Source organism: Dolichospermum sp. UHCC 0352 (assembly GCF_009711925.1).
Taxonomy (GTDB): Bacteria; Cyanobacteriota; Cyanobacteriia; order Cyanobacteriales; family Nostocaceae; genus Dolichospermum; species Dolichospermum lemmermannii.
Genome location: NZ_VIKY01000320.1, coordinates 1 through 18,427 on the forward strand (window position 1 = coordinate 1; position 18,427 = coordinate 18,427).

At 37.7% G+C, this 18,427-nt stretch carries 16 protein-coding genes; 9 read left to right on the forward strand and 7 right to left on the reverse strand.

Translation table 11 applies throughout. The features are described from left to right. Positions 1-363: 363 nt before the first annotated feature. The 3 genes from glyQ to FJR06_RS23265 all read left to right on the forward strand — a co-directional run bounded on the left by glyQ (position 364) and on the right by FJR06_RS23265 (position 4,393). Positions 364-1,242 (forward strand): glycine--tRNA ligase subunit alpha, encoded by an 879-nt coding sequence (glyQ, locus tag FJR06_RS23255; RefSeq protein WP_015079475.1) that lies wholly within the window; start codon positions 364-366, stop codon positions 1,240-1,242. A 204-nt stretch (positions 1,243-1,446) separates the two neighbouring features. After that, positions 1,447-1,932: a DUF4079 domain-containing protein gene (locus FJR06_RS23260; protein WP_015079476.1), complete on the forward strand. Its 486-nt coding sequence runs from the start codon at positions 1,447-1,449 to the stop codon at positions 1,930-1,932. Between the two features lie 106 nt (positions 1,933-2,038). Then, positions 2,039-4,393, forward strand: a complete 2,355-nt coding sequence (locus FJR06_RS23265) for a ComEC/Rec2 family competence protein (RefSeq protein WP_015079477.1) — start codon at positions 2,039-2,041, stop codon at positions 4,391-4,393. Between the two features lie 130 nt (positions 4,394-4,523). Here FJR06_RS23265 and FJR06_RS23270 read toward each other — a convergent pair whose 3' ends face one another. Continuing rightward, on the reverse strand, positions 4,524-4,997 hold the full coding sequence (locus FJR06_RS23270; RefSeq protein WP_168652364.1) for a TspO/MBR family protein: 474 nt from the start codon (positions 4,995-4,997) through the stop codon (positions 4,524-4,526). 157 nt (positions 4,998-5,154) lie between these two features. On the opposite strand from FJR06_RS23270, the gene FJR06_RS23275 reads away from it, so the two are divergent. Beyond that, entirely contained in the window at positions 5,155-6,435 is a 1,281-nt protein-coding gene (locus FJR06_RS23275; protein ID WP_168652365.1) for a glycosyltransferase, read from the forward strand. A gap of 81 nt (positions 6,436-6,516) precedes the next feature. On the opposite strand, the gene FJR06_RS23280 is transcribed toward FJR06_RS23275, so the two are convergent. Both FJR06_RS23280 and FJR06_RS23285 read right to left on the reverse strand, forming a co-directional pair. Continuing rightward, positions 6,517-7,902, reverse strand: a complete 1,386-nt coding sequence (locus FJR06_RS23280; RefSeq protein ID WP_168652366.1) for a cytochrome P450 — start codon at positions 7,900-7,902, stop codon at positions 6,517-6,519. A 75-nt stretch (positions 7,903-7,977) separates the two neighbouring features. Further along, positions 7,978-8,766, reverse strand: a complete 789-nt coding sequence (locus tag FJR06_RS23285; RefSeq protein WP_168652367.1) for a TIGR01548 family HAD-type hydrolase — start codon at positions 8,764-8,766, stop codon at positions 7,978-7,980. A 144-nt stretch (positions 8,767-8,910) separates the two neighbouring features. On the opposite strand from FJR06_RS23285, the gene FJR06_RS23290 reads away from it, so the two are divergent. From FJR06_RS23290 to FJR06_RS23895, 3 genes are all read left to right on the forward strand, one after another. Then, complete coding sequence (locus tag FJR06_RS23290; RefSeq protein WP_235081973.1) at positions 8,911-9,264, forward strand: hypothetical protein; 354 nt, start codon at positions 8,911-8,913, stop codon at positions 9,262-9,264. Between the two features lie 20 nt (positions 9,265-9,284). Beyond that, on the forward strand, positions 9,285-9,521 hold the full coding sequence (locus FJR06_RS23295; protein ID WP_015079483.1) for a DNA-directed RNA polymerase subunit omega: 237 nt from the start codon (positions 9,285-9,287) through the stop codon (positions 9,519-9,521). A 113-nt stretch (positions 9,522-9,634) separates the two neighbouring features. Beyond that, positions 9,635-10,003 carry a hypothetical protein gene (locus tag FJR06_RS23895; protein WP_015079484.1) on the forward strand — a complete coding sequence of 123 codons (369 nt, stop codon included), beginning with the start codon at positions 9,635-9,637 and terminating at the stop codon, positions 10,001-10,003. Between the two features lie 87 nt (positions 10,004-10,090). On the opposite strand, the gene FJR06_RS23305 is transcribed toward FJR06_RS23895, so the two are convergent. After that, positions 10,091-10,993 carry an alpha/beta hydrolase gene (locus FJR06_RS23305; protein WP_015079485.1) on the reverse strand — a complete coding sequence of 301 codons (903 nt, stop codon included), beginning with the start codon at positions 10,991-10,993 and terminating at the stop codon, positions 10,091-10,093. 366 nt (positions 10,994-11,359) lie between these two features. On the opposite strand from FJR06_RS23305, the gene FJR06_RS23310 reads away from it, so the two are divergent. Beyond that, the gene (locus FJR06_RS23310; protein ID WP_015079486.1) at positions 11,360-12,856 is read left to right on the forward strand and encodes an HlyD family efflux transporter periplasmic adaptor subunit; all 1,497 of its coding nucleotides are present in this window, start codon (positions 11,360-11,362) and stop codon (positions 12,854-12,856) included. Between the two features lie 86 nt (positions 12,857-12,942). Here the strand turns inward: FJR06_RS23310 and FJR06_RS23315 are convergent, their stop codons facing one another. Both FJR06_RS23315 and FJR06_RS23320 read right to left on the reverse strand, forming a co-directional pair. After that, complete coding sequence (locus FJR06_RS23315) at positions 12,943-14,388, reverse strand: serine/threonine-protein kinase (RefSeq protein ID WP_168652368.1); 1,446 nt, start codon at positions 14,386-14,388, stop codon at positions 12,943-12,945. A 33-nt stretch (positions 14,389-14,421) separates the two neighbouring features. Further along, positions 14,422-15,732 (reverse strand): ankyrin repeat domain-containing protein, encoded by a 1,311-nt coding sequence (locus tag FJR06_RS23320; RefSeq protein ID WP_168652369.1) that lies wholly within the window; start codon positions 15,730-15,732, stop codon positions 14,422-14,424. 92 nt (positions 15,733-15,824) lie between these two features. Between FJR06_RS23320 and FJR06_RS23325 the strand changes: the two genes are divergently transcribed. After that, positions 15,825-16,655, forward strand: a complete 831-nt coding sequence (locus FJR06_RS23325) for an alpha/beta hydrolase (protein ID WP_168652370.1) — start codon at positions 15,825-15,827, stop codon at positions 16,653-16,655. 82 nt (positions 16,656-16,737) lie between these two features. On the opposite strand, the gene FJR06_RS23330 is transcribed toward FJR06_RS23325, so the two are convergent. After that, positions 16,738-18,111, reverse strand: a complete 1,374-nt coding sequence (locus FJR06_RS23330; protein ID WP_168652371.1) for a carotenoid oxygenase family protein — start codon at positions 18,109-18,111, stop codon at positions 16,738-16,740. Positions 18,112-18,427 lie beyond the last annotated feature (316 nt).

An 18,427-nucleotide genomic window follows, 5' to 3' on the forward strand; every position in this document is an offset into this window, starting at 1 on the left:
GTGTTAAGCATACCGCCAGCGTTCATCCTGAGCCAGGATCAAACTCTCCATTTTGGTTCGTCTGTAGCTCTTTCTTAACCGTTTTTACAACCACGGTCAGGTTATTTTCTTTTTCTGACGCAGGGTACTTGTTGTATTCTGGCTTTCAAACTATAATATTTTCAAGGTTCGGTGCGACTTAGGCGCGGCGTTTGTTTCGCTTCGCTTCAGGCACTTATTTAATATATCGAACCTGCTTTGGTTTGTCAACTACTTTTTCAAACTATTTTGGAATTTGTTTTTTCGTTCTGTCTGAAAACTGCTTACTATGCTGGGTTTAGTCCACAATAGGTTAGGAATTGTTGACTCAAGGAAGAGTAGATAGTGAATTTTCAGTCGGTAATAGCGGTATTGCATCAGTTTTGGGGACAGCGTGGCTGCTTGATTGCCCAGCCCTATGATATGGAGAAGGGCGCGGGTACTAAGAATCCCCATACTTTTTTGAGGGCTTTGGGTCCTGAACCTTGGGCTGTGGCTTATGTTGAACCTTGTCGTCGTCCTACTGATGGACGTTATGGCGAAAATCCGAATCGGTTTCAGCATTATTATCAATATCAGGTTTTGATTAAGCCTTCACCGGATGATATTCAGGAAATTTATCTGGATTCTTTACGGGCATTAGGGATTCGTCCTGAAGACCACGATATTCGGTTTGTGGAGGATAATTGGGAAGATGCGACGGTGGGGGCTTGGGGTACTGGCTGGGAAGTTTGGTTAGATGGGATGGAAATTACTCAATTTACCTATTTCCAGCAATGTGGCGGTATTGATTGCCGTCCTGTATCTATTGAGATTACTTATGGGTTGGAGCGATTGGTGATGTATCTCCAGCAGGTAGAGGCTATTACTAAGATTCAGTGGACCGATAACATTACTTATGGTGATGTTCATCTTCAGGGTGAGATTGAACAGTGTACTTATAATTTTGAAGCGTCGAATCCTGAGATGTTGCTGACTTTGTTTGGCTTATATGAGCAGGAAGCTACTCAATTAACAGAGCGAGGATTGGTTTTACCTAGCTTGGACTATGTAATTAAGTGTTCTCATGCTTTTAATTTGCTGGATGCCAGAGGGGTAATTTCGGTGACGGAACGGACTCGTTACATTACCAGGATTCGACATTTGGCTAGAAAGGTGGCTCATTTATATGTTGAGCAAAGGGAAAAGTTGGGTTTTCCGTTGCTGAAAGATACCGTAAGATAAGATTTTTGGCGTTGCCTAATTGAAGTATGAATAAGCTCACGCAAAGGCGCAAAGTCGCAAAGGTAAGAGTTTTAAACATGAAAGCCAAAGAATTCATATTTAAATATGGCTTCGTCACGCAGGCTATCAGCAACGCCAAATTTTTCACCCCTCCAGTGTAGGAGGGTTGCAGATGTTGATGTTAACAATTGTGGTGTGTGTCAGATGATAAATGTAAGTGAAGTTTTAGAACCGATTGCGGGTTGGTTTCGTTCTCTAGGTGTTCCTGAAGCGGTTGTGCATTGGGGACATCCAGCGATGATGGGAATTGTGATTTTTGTGGTAGGGACTTTTGTGGGGGTGACGGGTTGGCGCGGAAAGTTGCTGGAGGGGAAGGATAAGGATGCAGCTATTCAAAGCCGTAATGCTCATCGTCAATTAGCTCCTTGGTTGTTTGTATTTTTGGCAGGTGGCTATACTGGTGGGATTTTATCTTTAGTGATGCAGCAAAAACCACTGTTTGAAAGTCCTCATTTTTGGACGGGTTCACTGGTACTAATACTGTTGTTAATTAATGGTGTAATTTCTCTAAGTGGATTTTTTGGAAATAAAGCTGGTTTGCGTGCAGTTCATGCTTATTTAGGGTCTACAACTCTTTTGATTATGTTTGTTCATGCTGTATTAGGGTTAAATTTAGGCATTTCTTTGTGATGTTATTATTGCCAAAGTCACCAAAGATAAATTATATCTTTCCAAAGCAAGTTAAATATTGATGCTATATTTTCTGGTTTGGGCGCTTTGGCAATTATTTTGATTTATGATGCAGACGAGTGGAATAATTATCTGTCTTAGTTATATTTTGGGTTTGCTATTTACCGCAATTCCCTGGGGCGGTATATGGATTTTGCTATTGGGTGTGGTGGGAGCGGTTTTGTTTCGCCGCATATATGCTAATTTGCGGCAATTTGCTCTCAAAAAAGAAAATGCCGTTGCGAAACAGAAAACAGTAGTTAATAACTGGGCAGGTACTCCCCATCCTAGAATATGGTTAATAGCTGGTGTGGTGGGTTTTTTGGCTACTGTTTATTTACAATTCCGAGTCCCTCAACCGGGAATCAAAGATATTAGTCAATTTGCGGCTGGGGATAATAGTAATCTTGAACAATTGGTAATTGTACGCGGTTTGGTGGATAGTAATCCCCGGATAACTCGTAGTCAACGGGGACAATTTTGGTTAGCAGTGACTCAGTTGGATGAAGTTAAGAGTGTTACAGGATCTCTAGGGAGTAGCAAGGGGGTGACGGGTAGGTTATATGTGACTGTACCGATACTCCAATCTACTGGGTTATATCCTGGACAACAAATTGCGGTGACTGGATTTTTGTATAAACCGACTGCGGCTTCCAATCCTGGTGGGTTTGATTTTCAGAAATATCTGCGGCAGGAGGGGACCTTTGCGGGTTTAATTGGTAGACAGATTAATATTCTTGATGATGAACGTCCTTGGGGATGGTGGCAAGTTCGTGAGAAAATTGGGCGATCGCAAGCTCGTTTATTAGGTGTTCCTGAAGGTCCCCTTGTCAGTGCAATGGTTTTAGGTAGTAAAGCCGTTGATTTACCTTATGATATCCGGGATTTATTTGTCAGGACTGGTTTAGCTCCTGCTTTGGCTGCATCTGGGTTTCAAACTTCTCTAATTTTAGGTGTAGTTTTACAGCTAACAAGACGTACAAATAAAGCGACGCAGATTACCCTGGGTGGCTTGAGTTTAATTGTGTTTTTGTTTTTAGTAGGTTTTGAACCTGCGGTGTTAAGAGCGGAAATTATGGGTTTTGCGGCTTTGCTGGGTTTGGCTTTGGAAAGAAATGTTAAGCAGTTGGGGTCTTTGTTAATAGCGGCTACTTTATTATTGTTGTTTAATCCTTTGTGGATTTGGAATTTAGGTTTTCAATTGAGTTTTTTAGCGACTTTGGGATTGGTTGTCACTGCATCATCTATTACTCAACGTTTAGATTGGCTACCTCCTGCGATCGCTTCTTTAATTTCTGTACCTTTAGCAGCTACAATTTGGACTTTACCTCGATTGCTGGATTTTGCTTGTGTGATTATAGTTTATAGTGTGCCTCTCAATATTTTGACGACACCATTTATTTCTGTGATTAGTATTGGGGGAATGATTAGCGGTTTGGTAAGTTTAATTTCACCAGAGTTAGGTGGCACTTTAGCCAGTTTTTTATATTATCCCACCCATTGGTTAATTCAAATGGTGGAATTTTTCGATCATTTACCAGGAAGCCAGATACCAGTTGGTAGTATATCAATTTGGCAAATGTTGACTATCTATCTTTTAATTATTTTAGTTTGGTTAGTTAAATGGTGGCAAAAACGTTGGTGGTTTGCAGGTTTAATTGCAGTTGGTTTGATACTTGTTCCTAGTTGGCATTCTGCTAATAATTTGGTGAGAATTACTTTGTTAGATACTAAAAATGAACCTGTTTTAGTAATTCAAGATCGGGGGAATATTACGGTCATTAATGGGGGGAATGAAGGGACTGGTAGATTTACTATTTTACCATTTTTAAGGCAGCAAGGAATAAATCAGATTAATTGGGCGATCGCTAGTAAGTTTCCTGGTTATACCAATGATGCTTGGTTGGAAATTATGCAAAGTTTACCAATTAAGAATTTATACGAATATACTCCTAAGTTAGCAGACAATATTACAACTCAATTACTACAAAAGGAACTGCAAAAACAGCAAGGAATCTATCAAAATTTAGCAGTTGGTCAATCTATAAATAATCCGACAATTACAGCACAATTAATTAATGATGAAGTACCGATTTTAAAGTTACAGATTTTTAATCAGAATTGGTTATTGGTAGGAAATATTAAGTCTCAACAAATTGCAGAATTGATTAAGAGTGGGGATTTATCTTCTCCCCAGGTGTTGTGGTGTCCATCAGAATCTTTGCAGGATTTAGTTTTAGCACTCAAACCACAAATAGCGATTGCTCCTGCTAATAATCTAGATAGTAAAGTATTATCTTCTTTGAGTAAAGGAGAAACAAAACTTTTCTCGACTGGCAAAGATGGTGCAATTCAATGGACACCCAATGGGAATTTTCAAACTTTCATTCAGACGACAGAAAATAAATCTTCTGTTTTGTAATAAATCTTGATTTTGTTTCGCGCAAAGACGCTAAGGAGCAAAGACGCAAAGGAAGAAAGAGCAAAGAATAGAATATAATCTATTATCAAAAGTTGAAAGTCAAACACAAAGAGACTTTCAACTTTTCTGCTTAAGCATCTTGGGGATTAAGACGACTCATTTGCCATGTGGTGTATGTACCTATGGGACTCCAAAGTAAATAGGGCAATAATAGTAATGCTGCCCAGAAGGATACTGATAAGACTGCAAGTGTGATTAACAGACAAATGAGTAATCCTGTACCACCGAGGATTGTACCAGCGATGAGACTGCGAAAACGTAACATTACAGGGCTGTAAGCTATAGTAAATATCTCTAGTAGTAGGTACAAACCCATCATTAAACGGGTTATATCAGTATTTGGGCTGTGTTCCCAAATGATGTAAGCTGACCAAGCACCACAGATAAAAATTATAGTCCAAATCAGGGGAATTGCTGATTCAAAGGTTAACCATTTAGGTCTTTGTAATTGTCTAAACCATTGACTCTGATTTGGTGTAATCCAGTTACCGATAAAGCCTACTAAGAATGCGATACTGCCAATTATCATCCAAGATTTAATCATTATTTCCTTAGTGTTGACCTCGGTGAAAGTCTGACGCAATGATATTACACTAATAAAGTATTTTAAACATAGATCCAAACCTACTACAGTGATCTGCGTTGAATCTATGGGGCAGTTTTCTGGTATATATCATTATAAATAAGGAGAAAACACGATTATGACTCATTATGGCTTAATATGTCCTGCGGCATCTGGACACCTCAACCCTATGACTACTTTAGGGTATGAATTAAAAAAACAGGGTCATCGCGTTACTTTATTTGGTATTCTTGATGCTGAACCAAAGGCCATAGCAGCAGGGTTAGAATTTCAGTCAATTGGTGAGTCTGATTTTCCTAAAGGGTTCATGAAAGAACTATTTACCGAATTAGGAAAAATGAGCGGATTTGCTGCATTGCGATATACGATAAAATATATACAACAAGGGGCAGTTGTCACCCTGCGCGAAGTTCCAACCTTAATTAAACAAGCAGGTATAGATGCACTTATAGTAGATCAAGTTGCTCCTGAGGGAGGGAGTATTGCTGAGTCTCTCAACATTCCCTTTGTTAGCTGTGCTTCTGCCTTAATGATTAATCGAGATGTAAGTGTTCCACCTTTTAGTACATCTTGGAGTTATAATTCTTCCCATTGGGCAAAAGTACGCAACTGGGCAGGTTATAAGCTATTAAACCGTGCGGGGAAACCTATTCGAGATGTTATTAATGAGTATCGGTCTGAATGGAATTTACAGCCGATCTTAAATCCCAATGATTATTATTCAAAACTCGCTCAACTTTGTCAACAACCCAGTGAGTTTGAATTTCCCAGGCAGAATTTACCTAATTGCTTTCATTTCACTGGTCCTTACAATAATATTTCCAGTAGAGAACCAACTCCTTTTCCATTTGAAAAGCTGACTGGACAACCCCTCATTTACGCCTCAATGGGAACTATCCAAAATCGCTTATTGGAAATTTTCCACTATATTGCGGAAGCTTGTAACGGGTTAGATGCCCAATTAATAATTTCTTTAGGTGGTTCTGCAAGTCCTGAAGCTTTACAAGGACTACCTGGAAATCCTTTGGTTGTGAGTTATGCACCACAATTAGAATTGTTACAAAAAACAACTCTGACTATTACTCATGCTGGCATGAATACAACTTTGGAATCTTTAAATAATGGTGTACCAATGGTAGCTATTCCCATTGCAAATGACCAACCAGGAGTAGCTTCGCGGATAGTTTGGTCAGGATCTGGGGAAGCTATTCCTGTGAAAAAAGTTAATGTTAATAATTTGCGGACTGCTATTAAAAAGGTGTTGACGGAGGATAGTTATCAAAGGAATGCTTTGCGGTTACAAGCAGCAATTAAGAAAGCTGGGGGAACAAAGCGAGCGATTGATATTGTGGAACAGGCTGTATCTACTGGTAAACCTGTTTTAAATCAAAGAGTTTAATTATTATTGAGTATCCTACATTATTGAGCAAAAAAATTATGGGTGCGTTAGCGTAGCTAACACACCTCTTAAAAACCTCAACTAACGCGCTTTTTCCAAAATAGGCTGATTTTTCTCTCTTTTCCCCTTCACAATCATTTTCACACCCCCACCTGGACCCAATAAAGCCCCCTTCCGTGCCGGTTGTACTGGTTGAGTATCAGCCAATTCCATATTCCAATTAGACAACACATTTGCTAATACCAATTTCATTTCAAATAAAGCAAAAGCCATGCCAATACAGCGACGATTTCCACCACCAAAAGGTACAAACTCAGTAGGAGAAAATTGCCGTTCTAAAAAACGCTCTGGTTTAAACTGTTTAGAATCAGGATATAAATCTTCTCGATGATGAGTGAGATAAATACAAGGAATAACAATAGTTCCTGCTTCTAAATTATAACCCATCAACTCAAAGGGTGATTTTACCAATCTATTTAAAGCCAACATGGCCACCGGATACATTCGCAATGTTTCTGAACAAACAGCATTTAAATAGGGTAATTTAAAAATCTCATTCGCATCTGGATTTTCACCTAAATTATCCAATTCTTGCAATAATTTTGCTCTTACCTGTGGGACATGATTAATCCAATAAAGCGCCCATGTTAAAGAAGTTGCAGTAGTTTCATGACCAGCTATCAATAAAGTAATCAATTCATCTCGTAATTCAACATCACTCATAGGTTGACCATTTTCATCTCTAGCAGCCATCATCAAAGATAATATATCACTGCGAGATGAATCGGGTTTTTCTTGACGTTCCTTAATTTCCGCATAGATAACTTCGTCAATTTCAGCTTTTAACTGTAAGAATTTGTGCCAAGGACTCCACGCACCTAAATCCTTTTGCAAGAATGGAAAAACTAACATCATGGCTCGCAAAAAAGGTTGTTTAGGATTGAGAATCTTTAATAATAATGTCTTCAATTGCTCATAATGTGAGCCATCCTGTAAACCAAATACAGCTTTTAAAATCACTTCAAAAGAGATTTCTTGCATAGAATAAAGGATATTAAATGTTTGTCCAATTTGCCATTTATTAGTAACTTGCTGAGTAATTTCGCTAATTAAATCACCATAAGCCAACATTCTTTCTCCATGTAAAGGAGGAGTTAATAATTTACGTTGACGTTGATGAGGTTTCCCTTCTAATGCTAATAAAGATTGTCTTCCCAATAAAGGGGATTGAACTCCTGCTGGTTCACCGGAATCTAACTGTTTGGTATCTGTGGTGAAAATCTGTTGAATTGCTTGAGGATTGCTAATAAATATCTGCGGAGTGAAAACTGGACCAACTCTCAAAGTAAAAATATCACCATAGTTTTTAGCACATTCTTCCATATATCCCAAAGGATCTTTTAACCATTGATATGTCTGTATCCAAGGGTGGGTTTTTGGTCCATCAGGTAGTTTTAAATTAGACATTTTGATGAATTTCCTATGATTACAAATTAAATGAATATCGGGTAGGTAATGAAAAAAAAATCTCATTGAATGAGATCACAATTCTAATTTAGAAATTGTCCTAATTGTTAATTCTTGGACATTATTCAATACTATCTTTGCCCCAGCTTGTATTAGCTTCTGTGTATAAACTTCACATCCTTCTACTGTTTCCTGAACATGGGGAGGTAAAACTCCTACACCTAACCAAGTCCGAGAATTATCTACAGCTTTTGCTTTTTCCACAGTGTGCATATCTGCTACCGTATCACCTACATATACAACTGTTGGTTTTTGATTACTACCATTTTCTAATATATTAATAGTAGCAAAAAGTCCAGTCGGATCTGGTTTACCAGGTGCGTCTTCCATAGCAATTAAAACAGGAGATTGTAAACCCAAACGTTTTTCTAAAATGTAGTTAGCACTCAAACGAGTAGCACCACTAAAAAAACCCCAAGCAATACCAGATTTTGTTAATTCTTGAAAATAACTCGGCTGGGCTAATAAAGGTTCATGACAAATATAGCCATTCCAATTTTTGGTATCTGTACCGCGATAACGGCTTTGAAAATAAGTAACTATGTTGGCATAATCTAATTGTATTTCTTGTCGCTGCTGTCCTTGACTGATAAAATGACGGTAAATTAATTCCTGGGAGGCTTCCCAATCGTTATTCCAAATTCCTTCAGATTTGAGGTGATCAATGTCTACAGGTGTGGGACGATAGGCTTGGGTAGTGAAATACTCTACTGTATCGGAGATAGCGCGACGATATGAACCGCTCACGTCACGGATAACCCCGTCTATATCAAATATAACTATTGCTTTTGTGTTTTCGGTCATGGAAGAAATTGGCAAAGGATAATTATAAAATTCTATAGTAATCCTATTTGATTTTTTCAGCAGCGTCATGCCTCAAAATAAAAGAGATCCCCAGATAAAAAGTGACAATGCTGATATAATAGACCTACAATTTTGATTAAATCAGTGGCAAACAACATAAAAATGGTAACTATCGTTGTCCTGATTAATATCCTTATTTCCCTCATGCTCCTTTATCTAGCTCAACAATTACGAAAAGCAAAAGATACTTTAGCATTTATAACAGATACATTTAATCAATATGAACGTGCTAGTTATGCAGCCCTACATACAGTACCAGATAATATTTATATCGGTAAAGAAAAAATTCGCAATCTCCGATTAGAGAACCAAATACTTAAACAGCAAATTCAACAAATGCGCCAAATTCTTAGTTTGATTCTCTTAGTTAGGCAAATTTCCCAAGGATCATTTTCCTTTCCATCTCTAAAATTGAAAAATCCGAGTAAACTGGGATAGAATCTCCAGAGTTATCAATTATGCTTAAACGTTCTAAGTTCGAGACAACTCAGTCTCAAATCATGCACCGTGCAGAAGAATTAATTAGTGCTGCATCAAATCGCTATCGCATTACGGTACAAGTTGCAAATCGTGCTAAACGGCGACGTTATGAAGATTTTGAAAATAACGAAGATTCCATAATGAAGCCTGTTCTCAGAGCAATTATCGAAATGTCTGATGAATTAAATCAGCCAGAAATTATTGGGGAACTATAAAAGGTAAACTAATCACCGTCATACCTGTAAAGGGTTTGGCGGTATTTTGGATAATGAAGAAAATACTAATTTATTTTGAGTCTTCATGATTAAAATATTTTACTTTACTAGATATGGCGGATAAAAATTTAGAAGCTTTAATCGTCAAAATTGTCAAAAAGGTAATTAGAAAAGAGATCAAAAATCAAAATCAGGATAATTTGCCAATTGTCTTGGCTGATTCTAATTCTCCATTAGATAATTGGCAAAATGCAAATGCTACAGAAGAATTGATTGATGATTTAGAGATTAGTCCTTATACCAGATTACCTGATAAAGAAGATATAGAGCTTGAGCGTAAATTACGAGAACTCAAGTTTAAACAAGAATTGAGAAAAGATTGGATTTCCTTTTTAGTGAAAGATGTAATTGTTTATTCTGCAACTACGATTTTCATTTTTACACTTGCTGGCTTTTATCTATTTCGTATTCCTAGCCATTAGACATCTATGAAATATCAATGTGTATTTTTTGAAATTCTTATAGAGACGTTATTTGGAACATCTCTATTTTAAATTATTTACCGCCTATTATTGATTATTCACTGATTTTAATGGTACTACCGCAGCAGGTAAATGTTTATCCATCCAATTAACTAAATCAGTGATTACCTCAACATAATTAATATCGTAGTGTAAATCATGATAGCCTCCAGGGTACTCAATTCTTAACTTGTCTGGATAGGTAACATTTTGATAAAAAGTTGCACTTCCTGCTGGTAAAGCGATTCTATCAGCACCACCATGTAAAATTAATAGAGGTATTTGCCATTTTTCAGCGTGAGTATGAATCCAATCTACTGTAGTAAAAAACTCTGTAGATAACCTAGCAGTAGCGAGAGTATGGCGTAATTTATCTTGAGTATAGGAATTTAAAATTTTCTGATCTCGTGAACCTGCGCTAAAATCCAAACCAATATTCAAGGAAAAACGCGGCCACACCTGGGAGAGTAACTTACCTAAAACTACACGACTCAGCGGTACTCCTACTTGACCAATACTGGGTGCAAAAGCAATCACACCTGACAACTCAGATTTATTTTGTACATAATGAAGAGTATAATCTAATGCAATCACTCCCCCCATACTATGTCCCAATAGAAAAATTGGGCATCCTGGTTGTTGTTGTTGAATCAAATTGAGGAAACTTTGCAAGTCATTACGAAATTCTGCCCAGGTATTAATATAACCTCTTTGACCAGATGAACGTCCGTGACCACGTAAATCAAAACCATAGATAGCATATTCTTTCGGTAACAAATGCTCAACTATGGTCTTGTAAAGTCCGCTGTGTCCTCCGAGTCCATGGACAATGGCTAAGATTCCTTTAACTTCACCTCCAGGATGCCAGCTTTGGTAATACAAATCAAGTCCACCCACACCTGGAAATTTGCCTTCTTGACGAGATGCAATTGTGTCGCTGTGATCAATCATAAAGTTAATTTTTACTTCCTTCGCCAGTAAGCTACTAGCTCATTAACGTATATTGTAGATAAAATTGCTTCTAACTGTAGGAAGAAATACAGATAATTTCTCTAAAAACTATTATGTATAGAATAGATCCCCGACTTCTTGAAGAAGTCGGGGATCTGGATAAAGTAGTGACTTACATGACAATATTTGATATTGAAATAGATTAATATTAAACATTTAGTAATTAGTTATTGCTCATATTAATTCTTAATGCAGCTTCACAAAATTACCAGATTAAGCCTTTTTTCCTTGAGAAATTAGTTTTATCAGGCTTACATGAAATTGGGATCACTCAATAAAAAAAACAACTAACAAAACTGACAAATTATGAAATTTTCCCTAGCTGCAAATGCTGTGCAAGCGCGTCAAACGAAAGAGAGATTTGCTAAACCAGAAGAACAATTATCCTATGAATTGGGTAAAGCTGTACAGGAATTACCACCGCTTTACACAAGATTATTAGCGGGAACAATGAGTTTTGTGATATTTGGAACAATTTCCTGGGCGCATTTTTCAGAAATTGATGAAGTAGCGACAGCAACAGGAGAATTAATTGCTTCTACTCAAGTTAGACCAGTGACAGCTTTGGGTAATGGTTCTATTTTAGCAGTGAAAGTGAAAGAAGGCGATCGCGTGACTAAAGATCAAATTCTCATTCAACGTGACCCCAATTTTCAACAAACTGATGTTAACCGTCTAGCTAAATCTAGTAAATTAATTGAAGATGATTTACAAAGATTACAAGCTGAACGTTCTGGAGGAAAAACTGCGGGAACAATTTTGCAAGATGAACTTTTAAACTCCCGGTTATTAGACTATAAAGCCAAACAAGCAGCAGCAGCAGCAGAAGCCAAACGTCAACAATCAATACTTAATCAAGCCAAAGTTCGGTTGAGTCGCTTACAAGAAAATTTGGCAAATGCTAAAGTCAGTTTTACCAATGTTCAAAAAAACTTAGAGAATGTCAAAAGTCTCCGTTCTATGTTAGATAATAATTTATCTATTGCTCAACAACGAGAAGAAAATCTTCGTACCTTGGTTGAACCAGGGGCTTTAACGAGAGTTGATTATCTGGATGCTAAAGAAAGATTAAATCGTGCCAATGCAGATATTATCAGAAATTCCGATGAAATTACTAAAAATCAAAATAATTTAACAGAAGCGAAAGATAAAATTGCTTCTTTAGAAAAAGACGCGGCTGCTCAATTTCAAGAAATTAATCAAGCAGAACAGGCTTATCAAACAGCGCGTAATCAAAATATCCGGTTAACCTCAGAACGTCAAAGCGAAATTCTCACCCAAATCAACAAACGCAAAGAAGAATTAACTACTGTTGCTGGTCAATTAGAACAAGCTAGACAACAAAAAGACGGAGAAACTATCAAAGCCCCTGTTGCCGGCACAATTTACAAAATTAAAGCTACCAAAGGTCCAGTCCAATCTGGAGAAGAACTACTATCAATTTTACCAGAAGGAGAAGAAATGCTCCTAGAAGTAAAAGTTCTTAACCGTGATATTGGTTTTATTAACCAGGGAATGAAAGCAAAAGTCAAAATCGCCACTTTTCCCTTTCAAGAATTTGGTGTAGTTGAAGGTGAAGTATTACAAATCAGTCCCAATGCCGTAATTGATAAAGACTTAGGTTTGGTTTTTCCGACAAGGATTAAGTTAAGTAAACATTCTTTGAATGTGCGCGGACAAGAGGTAGAATTTAATCCAGGTATGGCTGCTAATGCCGAAATTGTCACCCGGCAAAAATCAGTTTTGACATTCATTATTGAACCAATTACTCGACGGTTTAGCGAGGCATTTTCTGTGAGATAATTGACTGAAAACAGTAATTAATTTTGAATTTTGTAGGGTGGGCTTCTAGTCTGCCCTATTCAACAAATGTTAAAATCTCTAAATTCTTAATTTAAGGTATTTTTTATCTCCCATACTAGCCATTCTTTCTCTTGTTGTGTCAAAAATGCACCAAATCGAAAATGTCTCTTTTTTTCAAAAGTTTGAATATTTTCTCCATTTTTATCTGAAGAATAGGATCTGACAATATAAAGAATTAGAAGATTAGAAAATTTATAACCCATCATACCATTGAATCCCACACTAATAATATCTGACTTGGGAATTTTTATTTCCGGAATACACCAACCAAGTAACCATATTTCTATGCTGATATAGTCCTGATCAATTTGTAGCAGTGTAGTTGATACAGAATTCATAAAAGAAGTAATGAAAAGAGATAAAGGTTTGGAGAAGATTAGTTTATATAATAATTTTATGACAGGGATGATTAATCCAGGTATCACAAATAATGGGACTAATAATAATGATAGTAATATTAATAATCCCCACCCACCGAGATAATCAACAACTATAATCCAATAAATTAGCACAAAAACACTATAAAAAATTATAGAAAAAAATAAAAATAGAAAACTGTAATTGTTGTAAAAACACCCTGGAGGAATAGTTATAATTAAACTATTCTCCGTTTTACTCAAAACTACATTACTTTTCTTTGGTTGCCGAGGTATGAGTGCTATTTGACCTAATAATGTTGCTAAGGCTGCCGCCGCTGAAGAAAAACGGTCAGCACTGACTGGTTCTAACATTTGTTCTAACCAGTTGGCAAAATCTTTAGAAATATCAACGTAGGGACGAAAATCAATTTTGAGTTGACGCTGTGGTAAATCAGTGGGTGATTTTCCCGTTAACAAAAATAGCAATGTTGTTGCTAAACCATATAAATCAGTAGACGGAAAAGCTTGTCCACGGAACTGTTCAGGAGCCATATAACCGAAAGTTCCTACTACTGTACTGCCGCCAGTCACAGTATTATGATATGTGTCCGCTACTGCTCCGAAATCTACTAAGAATAACTTCTTTTTATCATGGCTTAAAATAATATTTTGTGGCTTAATATCACGATGAATAACTGGCGGTGTTAGAGAATGTAAATAAATCAAAATTTCTAACATTTGAATAGCTATTTGTTTGATTTTTCCTTCATCAGGAAGCCAACCATTTTCTACTAACGTTGCCAGAGAATTTCCAGGTGCTAATTGTTGAACAATATAAAAGGAACGGTCAGAGTTAGTATCTATTTGAAAATAATCCAAGTAGTGAGGAATTGCTGAATGGTTAAGTTGAGATAGAATTTTTGCTTCTCTTTCAAATAACTCTATCTTTTTCCAGTCACTCATGCGGCGTAATGATAAAACTTTCAGAGCTACTTCTTCGCTGTTTTCTAAGTCAATAGCTGCATAGGTAATCCCAACTCCACCCTGTCCCAATATACGTAGAATGCGATATCGTTGATTGATAATTTCTCCAGCTTGGTGCAATACTTCCATATTTTTGTTTGTGGTATTTCGTTAGATTGATCATTACTTTACAGTTTTGTTCCTCGCACGTTCTATCGCACGTTCTCCTCTTTCTTGCTCTGGAGTGTTACCATTGTGGTTTTTGGCATTGACATCAGCACCCCTAGCGACCAGCAGTTCTACTATGTCTAGTCGGTCTACCAAGTGTAATGGAGTGTTACCATCGTTATTCGTGGAATGGATATCAGCACCCTTAGCAATCAGAAGTTCTACTGTGTCCCTATTATCTTTTTGTGCTGCCAAATGCAGAGGAGTGTTACCATCGTTATTCGTGGAATGGATATCAGCACCTTGCTCAAGCTGCTGTTTTACTATCTCCTTGTTACCTTGTTTTGCTGCTATGTGAAGTATATTCCCGCCAGCAATATCCGTAAATCTAATGCTGCTTAAAATATCCCACTTATATAAATTTAACAGCGTAACAGCAGTAACAGCAGTAATACCAACTCCAATTATTTTTTTCCACTGAAGAGAAATAGAGTCATTCGATTTTACAGTCAGCTTACCCTTACCCTGCAATACTTCCAAAGCATTCTGTGCCGAAGAAAAACGATCTTCTGTATCTGGCTCTAACATTTTCTCTAGCCAGTCGGCAAATTCTTCACTAATCTGCACATGGGGACGGAAATTAATTTTTAATCCATCACTCTCCAAATCTGCGGGGGAGCGGTGTGTTAAAAGAAATAATAAAGTTGCTCCTAAAGCATACAAATCAGTGGCAGGTACAGCTTGTGATCGAAACTGTTCGGGAGCCATATAACCATAAGTTCCTACTACTGTACTTCCACGCATAAAAGTGGTGTAATAGGTATGTTGTACAGCCCCAAAATCCACCAAAAACACCTGCCCATTGTCACCACGAATAATATTATGTGGCTTGATATCTCGATGAACTACAGGAGGCTTGAGGGAGTGCAAATACACTAAAATTTCTAATATTTGGATAGCAATGCGCCGCACCTCATCTTCACTGGTGCGCCACCCACTCTCTACCAACCCCGCCAGTGTCTTACCTTCTGCCAGTTGCTGGGCAATGTAAAAATAACGGTCTTCGGGGGTTTCTACTTGAAAATATCCTAAATATTGAGGAATACCTGGATGATTGAGTTGGGAGAGAATTTTTGCTTCTCGCTCAAACAATTCCATCATTTTCCAGTCAGTCATGCGGTGGAGCGATAAGGCTTTGAGAGCCACTTGTTTAGTGCTTTCTAACTCTTCAGCAAGGTATGTCGTCCCACTTCCACCTTGTCCCAAGGTATCTAGAATGCGATACTGATGGGCAATGATGTCTTCTTTTTGGTGCAGCAGTTCCATTCAGCTTCAATTTTGGGTTGAGGGTATTGATAAGTATATACAATAATACATTTGTGGATTCCGGTTTTCTTACTCGCCCTTGTTTAGCAGTTATGGATAAACAAAAATTAAAAAAACTACTTATTGGTGATTTAACCTGGAAGCGAATGTTAAAATCTCTAATTTTTATTTACGCATTTTTTGCTGTCTATGTTTATTTTCGTGCTGACAGCATGATTTTTGTGCCTCAACCATCTAGTTATCAAGATAATCAAGATATTCTCAAAATAAAAACTGGAGATAATAAAAATATTTCGGCAATTTATTTACGAAATCCTCAAGCTAAATACACTATTCTTTATGCTCATGGTAATGCTGAAGATTTGGGATATATTAAATCACGGTTAGAAAAAATCCGAGATTTGGGTTTTAGTGTCTTTGCTTATGATTATCGGGGTTATGGAACAAGTGAAGGAACTCCTACAGAAAAAGCTGCTTATCAAGACATTAATACTGCTTACAATTATTTAACTCAAACTTTAAAAGTTCCTCCCCAAAAAATTATAGTATTTGGGCGTTCCGTTGGTGGTGGTTCAGCCGTAGATTTAGCATCAAAAAAACCTGTAGGTGGGTTAATAGTTGAAAGTAGCTTTACTTCGATTTTTCGGGTAGTTGTTCCTGTGCCACTTTTACCTTTTGATAAGTTTACGAATCTGGCAAAAATCAAAAAAGTAAAATGTCCAGTTTTGATCATTCATGGTAAAACTGACGAAATTATTCCTTTTAGTCATGGAGAAAAATTATTTACTGCTGTATCATCTCCCAAACTTTCTTTTTGGGTAGAAAAAGCCAGCCATAATGATTTATCTTTTGTTGCGGGAGAAAAGTATTGGGAAATATTAAAAAAGTTTGCTGATTTAGTTGAGAAAAATCCTACCAAGTAGGTTGGGTTAAGCGACAGCGCAACCCAACAAAAGAATTGATAATGACAATGTTGGGTAACATCCGTCAACCCAACCTACTCAATTAGGAAATCCAAATACCGTGGAATCCATAGGGTACACGTTGAGGAATCATTACCCGCGCTATAGGTTCGCTGGTGATATCTTGCGCGTTGATAACTACGAGTTCTGATGTTTGGGAATTTTCATCATAAATAAATGTTACCAGCCATCCTTTGTCTTCTACTGTAGAATTAGGATCTGGTGCAAATACTGCTTCTCCCCCATAACGATTTTTGCCAAATTCATGGGTTTGGGATTTACCATTTTCAAAATCGTATTTGATTAGACCATCAAATAAGGGATTTGGATTATTTGCCATTTTTCCCACATAGCCATATTGGGTTTTTCTCCCTAAAAAGTTTTCGTTGACACGGGGAAATTCTCCAGGTACATCATCTATTCTTTCTTCTGTGACTGCACCTGTGCTAAGGTTAAAACGCCAACGGTGTAAAAAAGGAATGTCTCCTTTTTTGTCACGGTGTGTATCCTGGGAAATCAGGACATTAGTGGAATTCATGCGACAAGCGATAAGAATCACTTCGTCTCCCGCTTCATAAGCGTTGAGGGTGTGGAAGACATAGCAAGGAGGACATTCAAACCAGCGAATATTGCTGTTGTCACCATGACGAGGCATTATACCAAACCGACTGGGGCGATCGCTCTCAAACATCATCATCGGTTCTCCCCGCATCATTCGTTCCGCACTAAATGTCAGGGGTAAATCCATGAAAATGGTATAATTTTCCGTAATGGCGAAATCGTGCATCATTACCGCTGTGGGTATTTCTATGGGTACTGTTCGTAATAACTCACCTTGGGCGGAAACTACGCCATATTGTAGATAAGGTGGTCTAAAACCGTAACCAAAAAACATCATTTCCCCCGTAACTGGATCTACCTTGGGATGGGCGGTAAAGGCGGAAATTAGTTTACCATTATAGGTATGTTCCCCAATAGTCGCTAAGTCAGCAGTGTTGATGTGATGAGGCGCACCTCCTTCCCATAATGCTAAAAGCTGTTGATTGTGCCATACGAGGGCTGTATTAGCGGTATTTTTCCCCGGTCCGTGGGGGTTGTCCATTTGCGGTGGTTCTAAAAGTCCACTCCACACAGCTTTACCAGCTTCATGTTCAATATTCCAGCCCCTAGTTCTCACATAGCGATTGTGATAAGTGGCTTTACCGTCGTTGATTTGTACACCATGTAACATTCCATCGCCATCAAACCAGTGATATTGACCAATGGGACTCCATTGTGGGTTCGGTCCATTGCGGACAAACATCCCTGATAATTCTGGAGGGATTTCTCCGATAACTTCCAAGTTGTCAGTGCTGACTTCTGTGTTTATGGGGGCAAAATTGCCTGCTAAATAAGGATTTACTGCGGTTGAGGCTATGGTCATAGTCAGTGAGCTAGATAAAGATACTGTACTTAATATAATTATGGTTTGCGATTTGTGCTAGCAATACCTTGTCAAAATTAGAAAAAGCCTTGATTTGTAGGTTGGGTTGAAGCATGAAACCCAACAAATGCTTTGGGTTGCGCTGTCGCTTAACCCAACCTACAAGAAATGGACAAGGTATTGTGCTAGGGAAGACAATTTTTATCATTTCCATAAATATGCGATAATTAATGTAAGTAGGTTAGCATTGAAAATCGTCGTTATGGCACTAGGCAAGAGGCAAGAGGCAAGAGTGAAGAGGGTTTGGGCG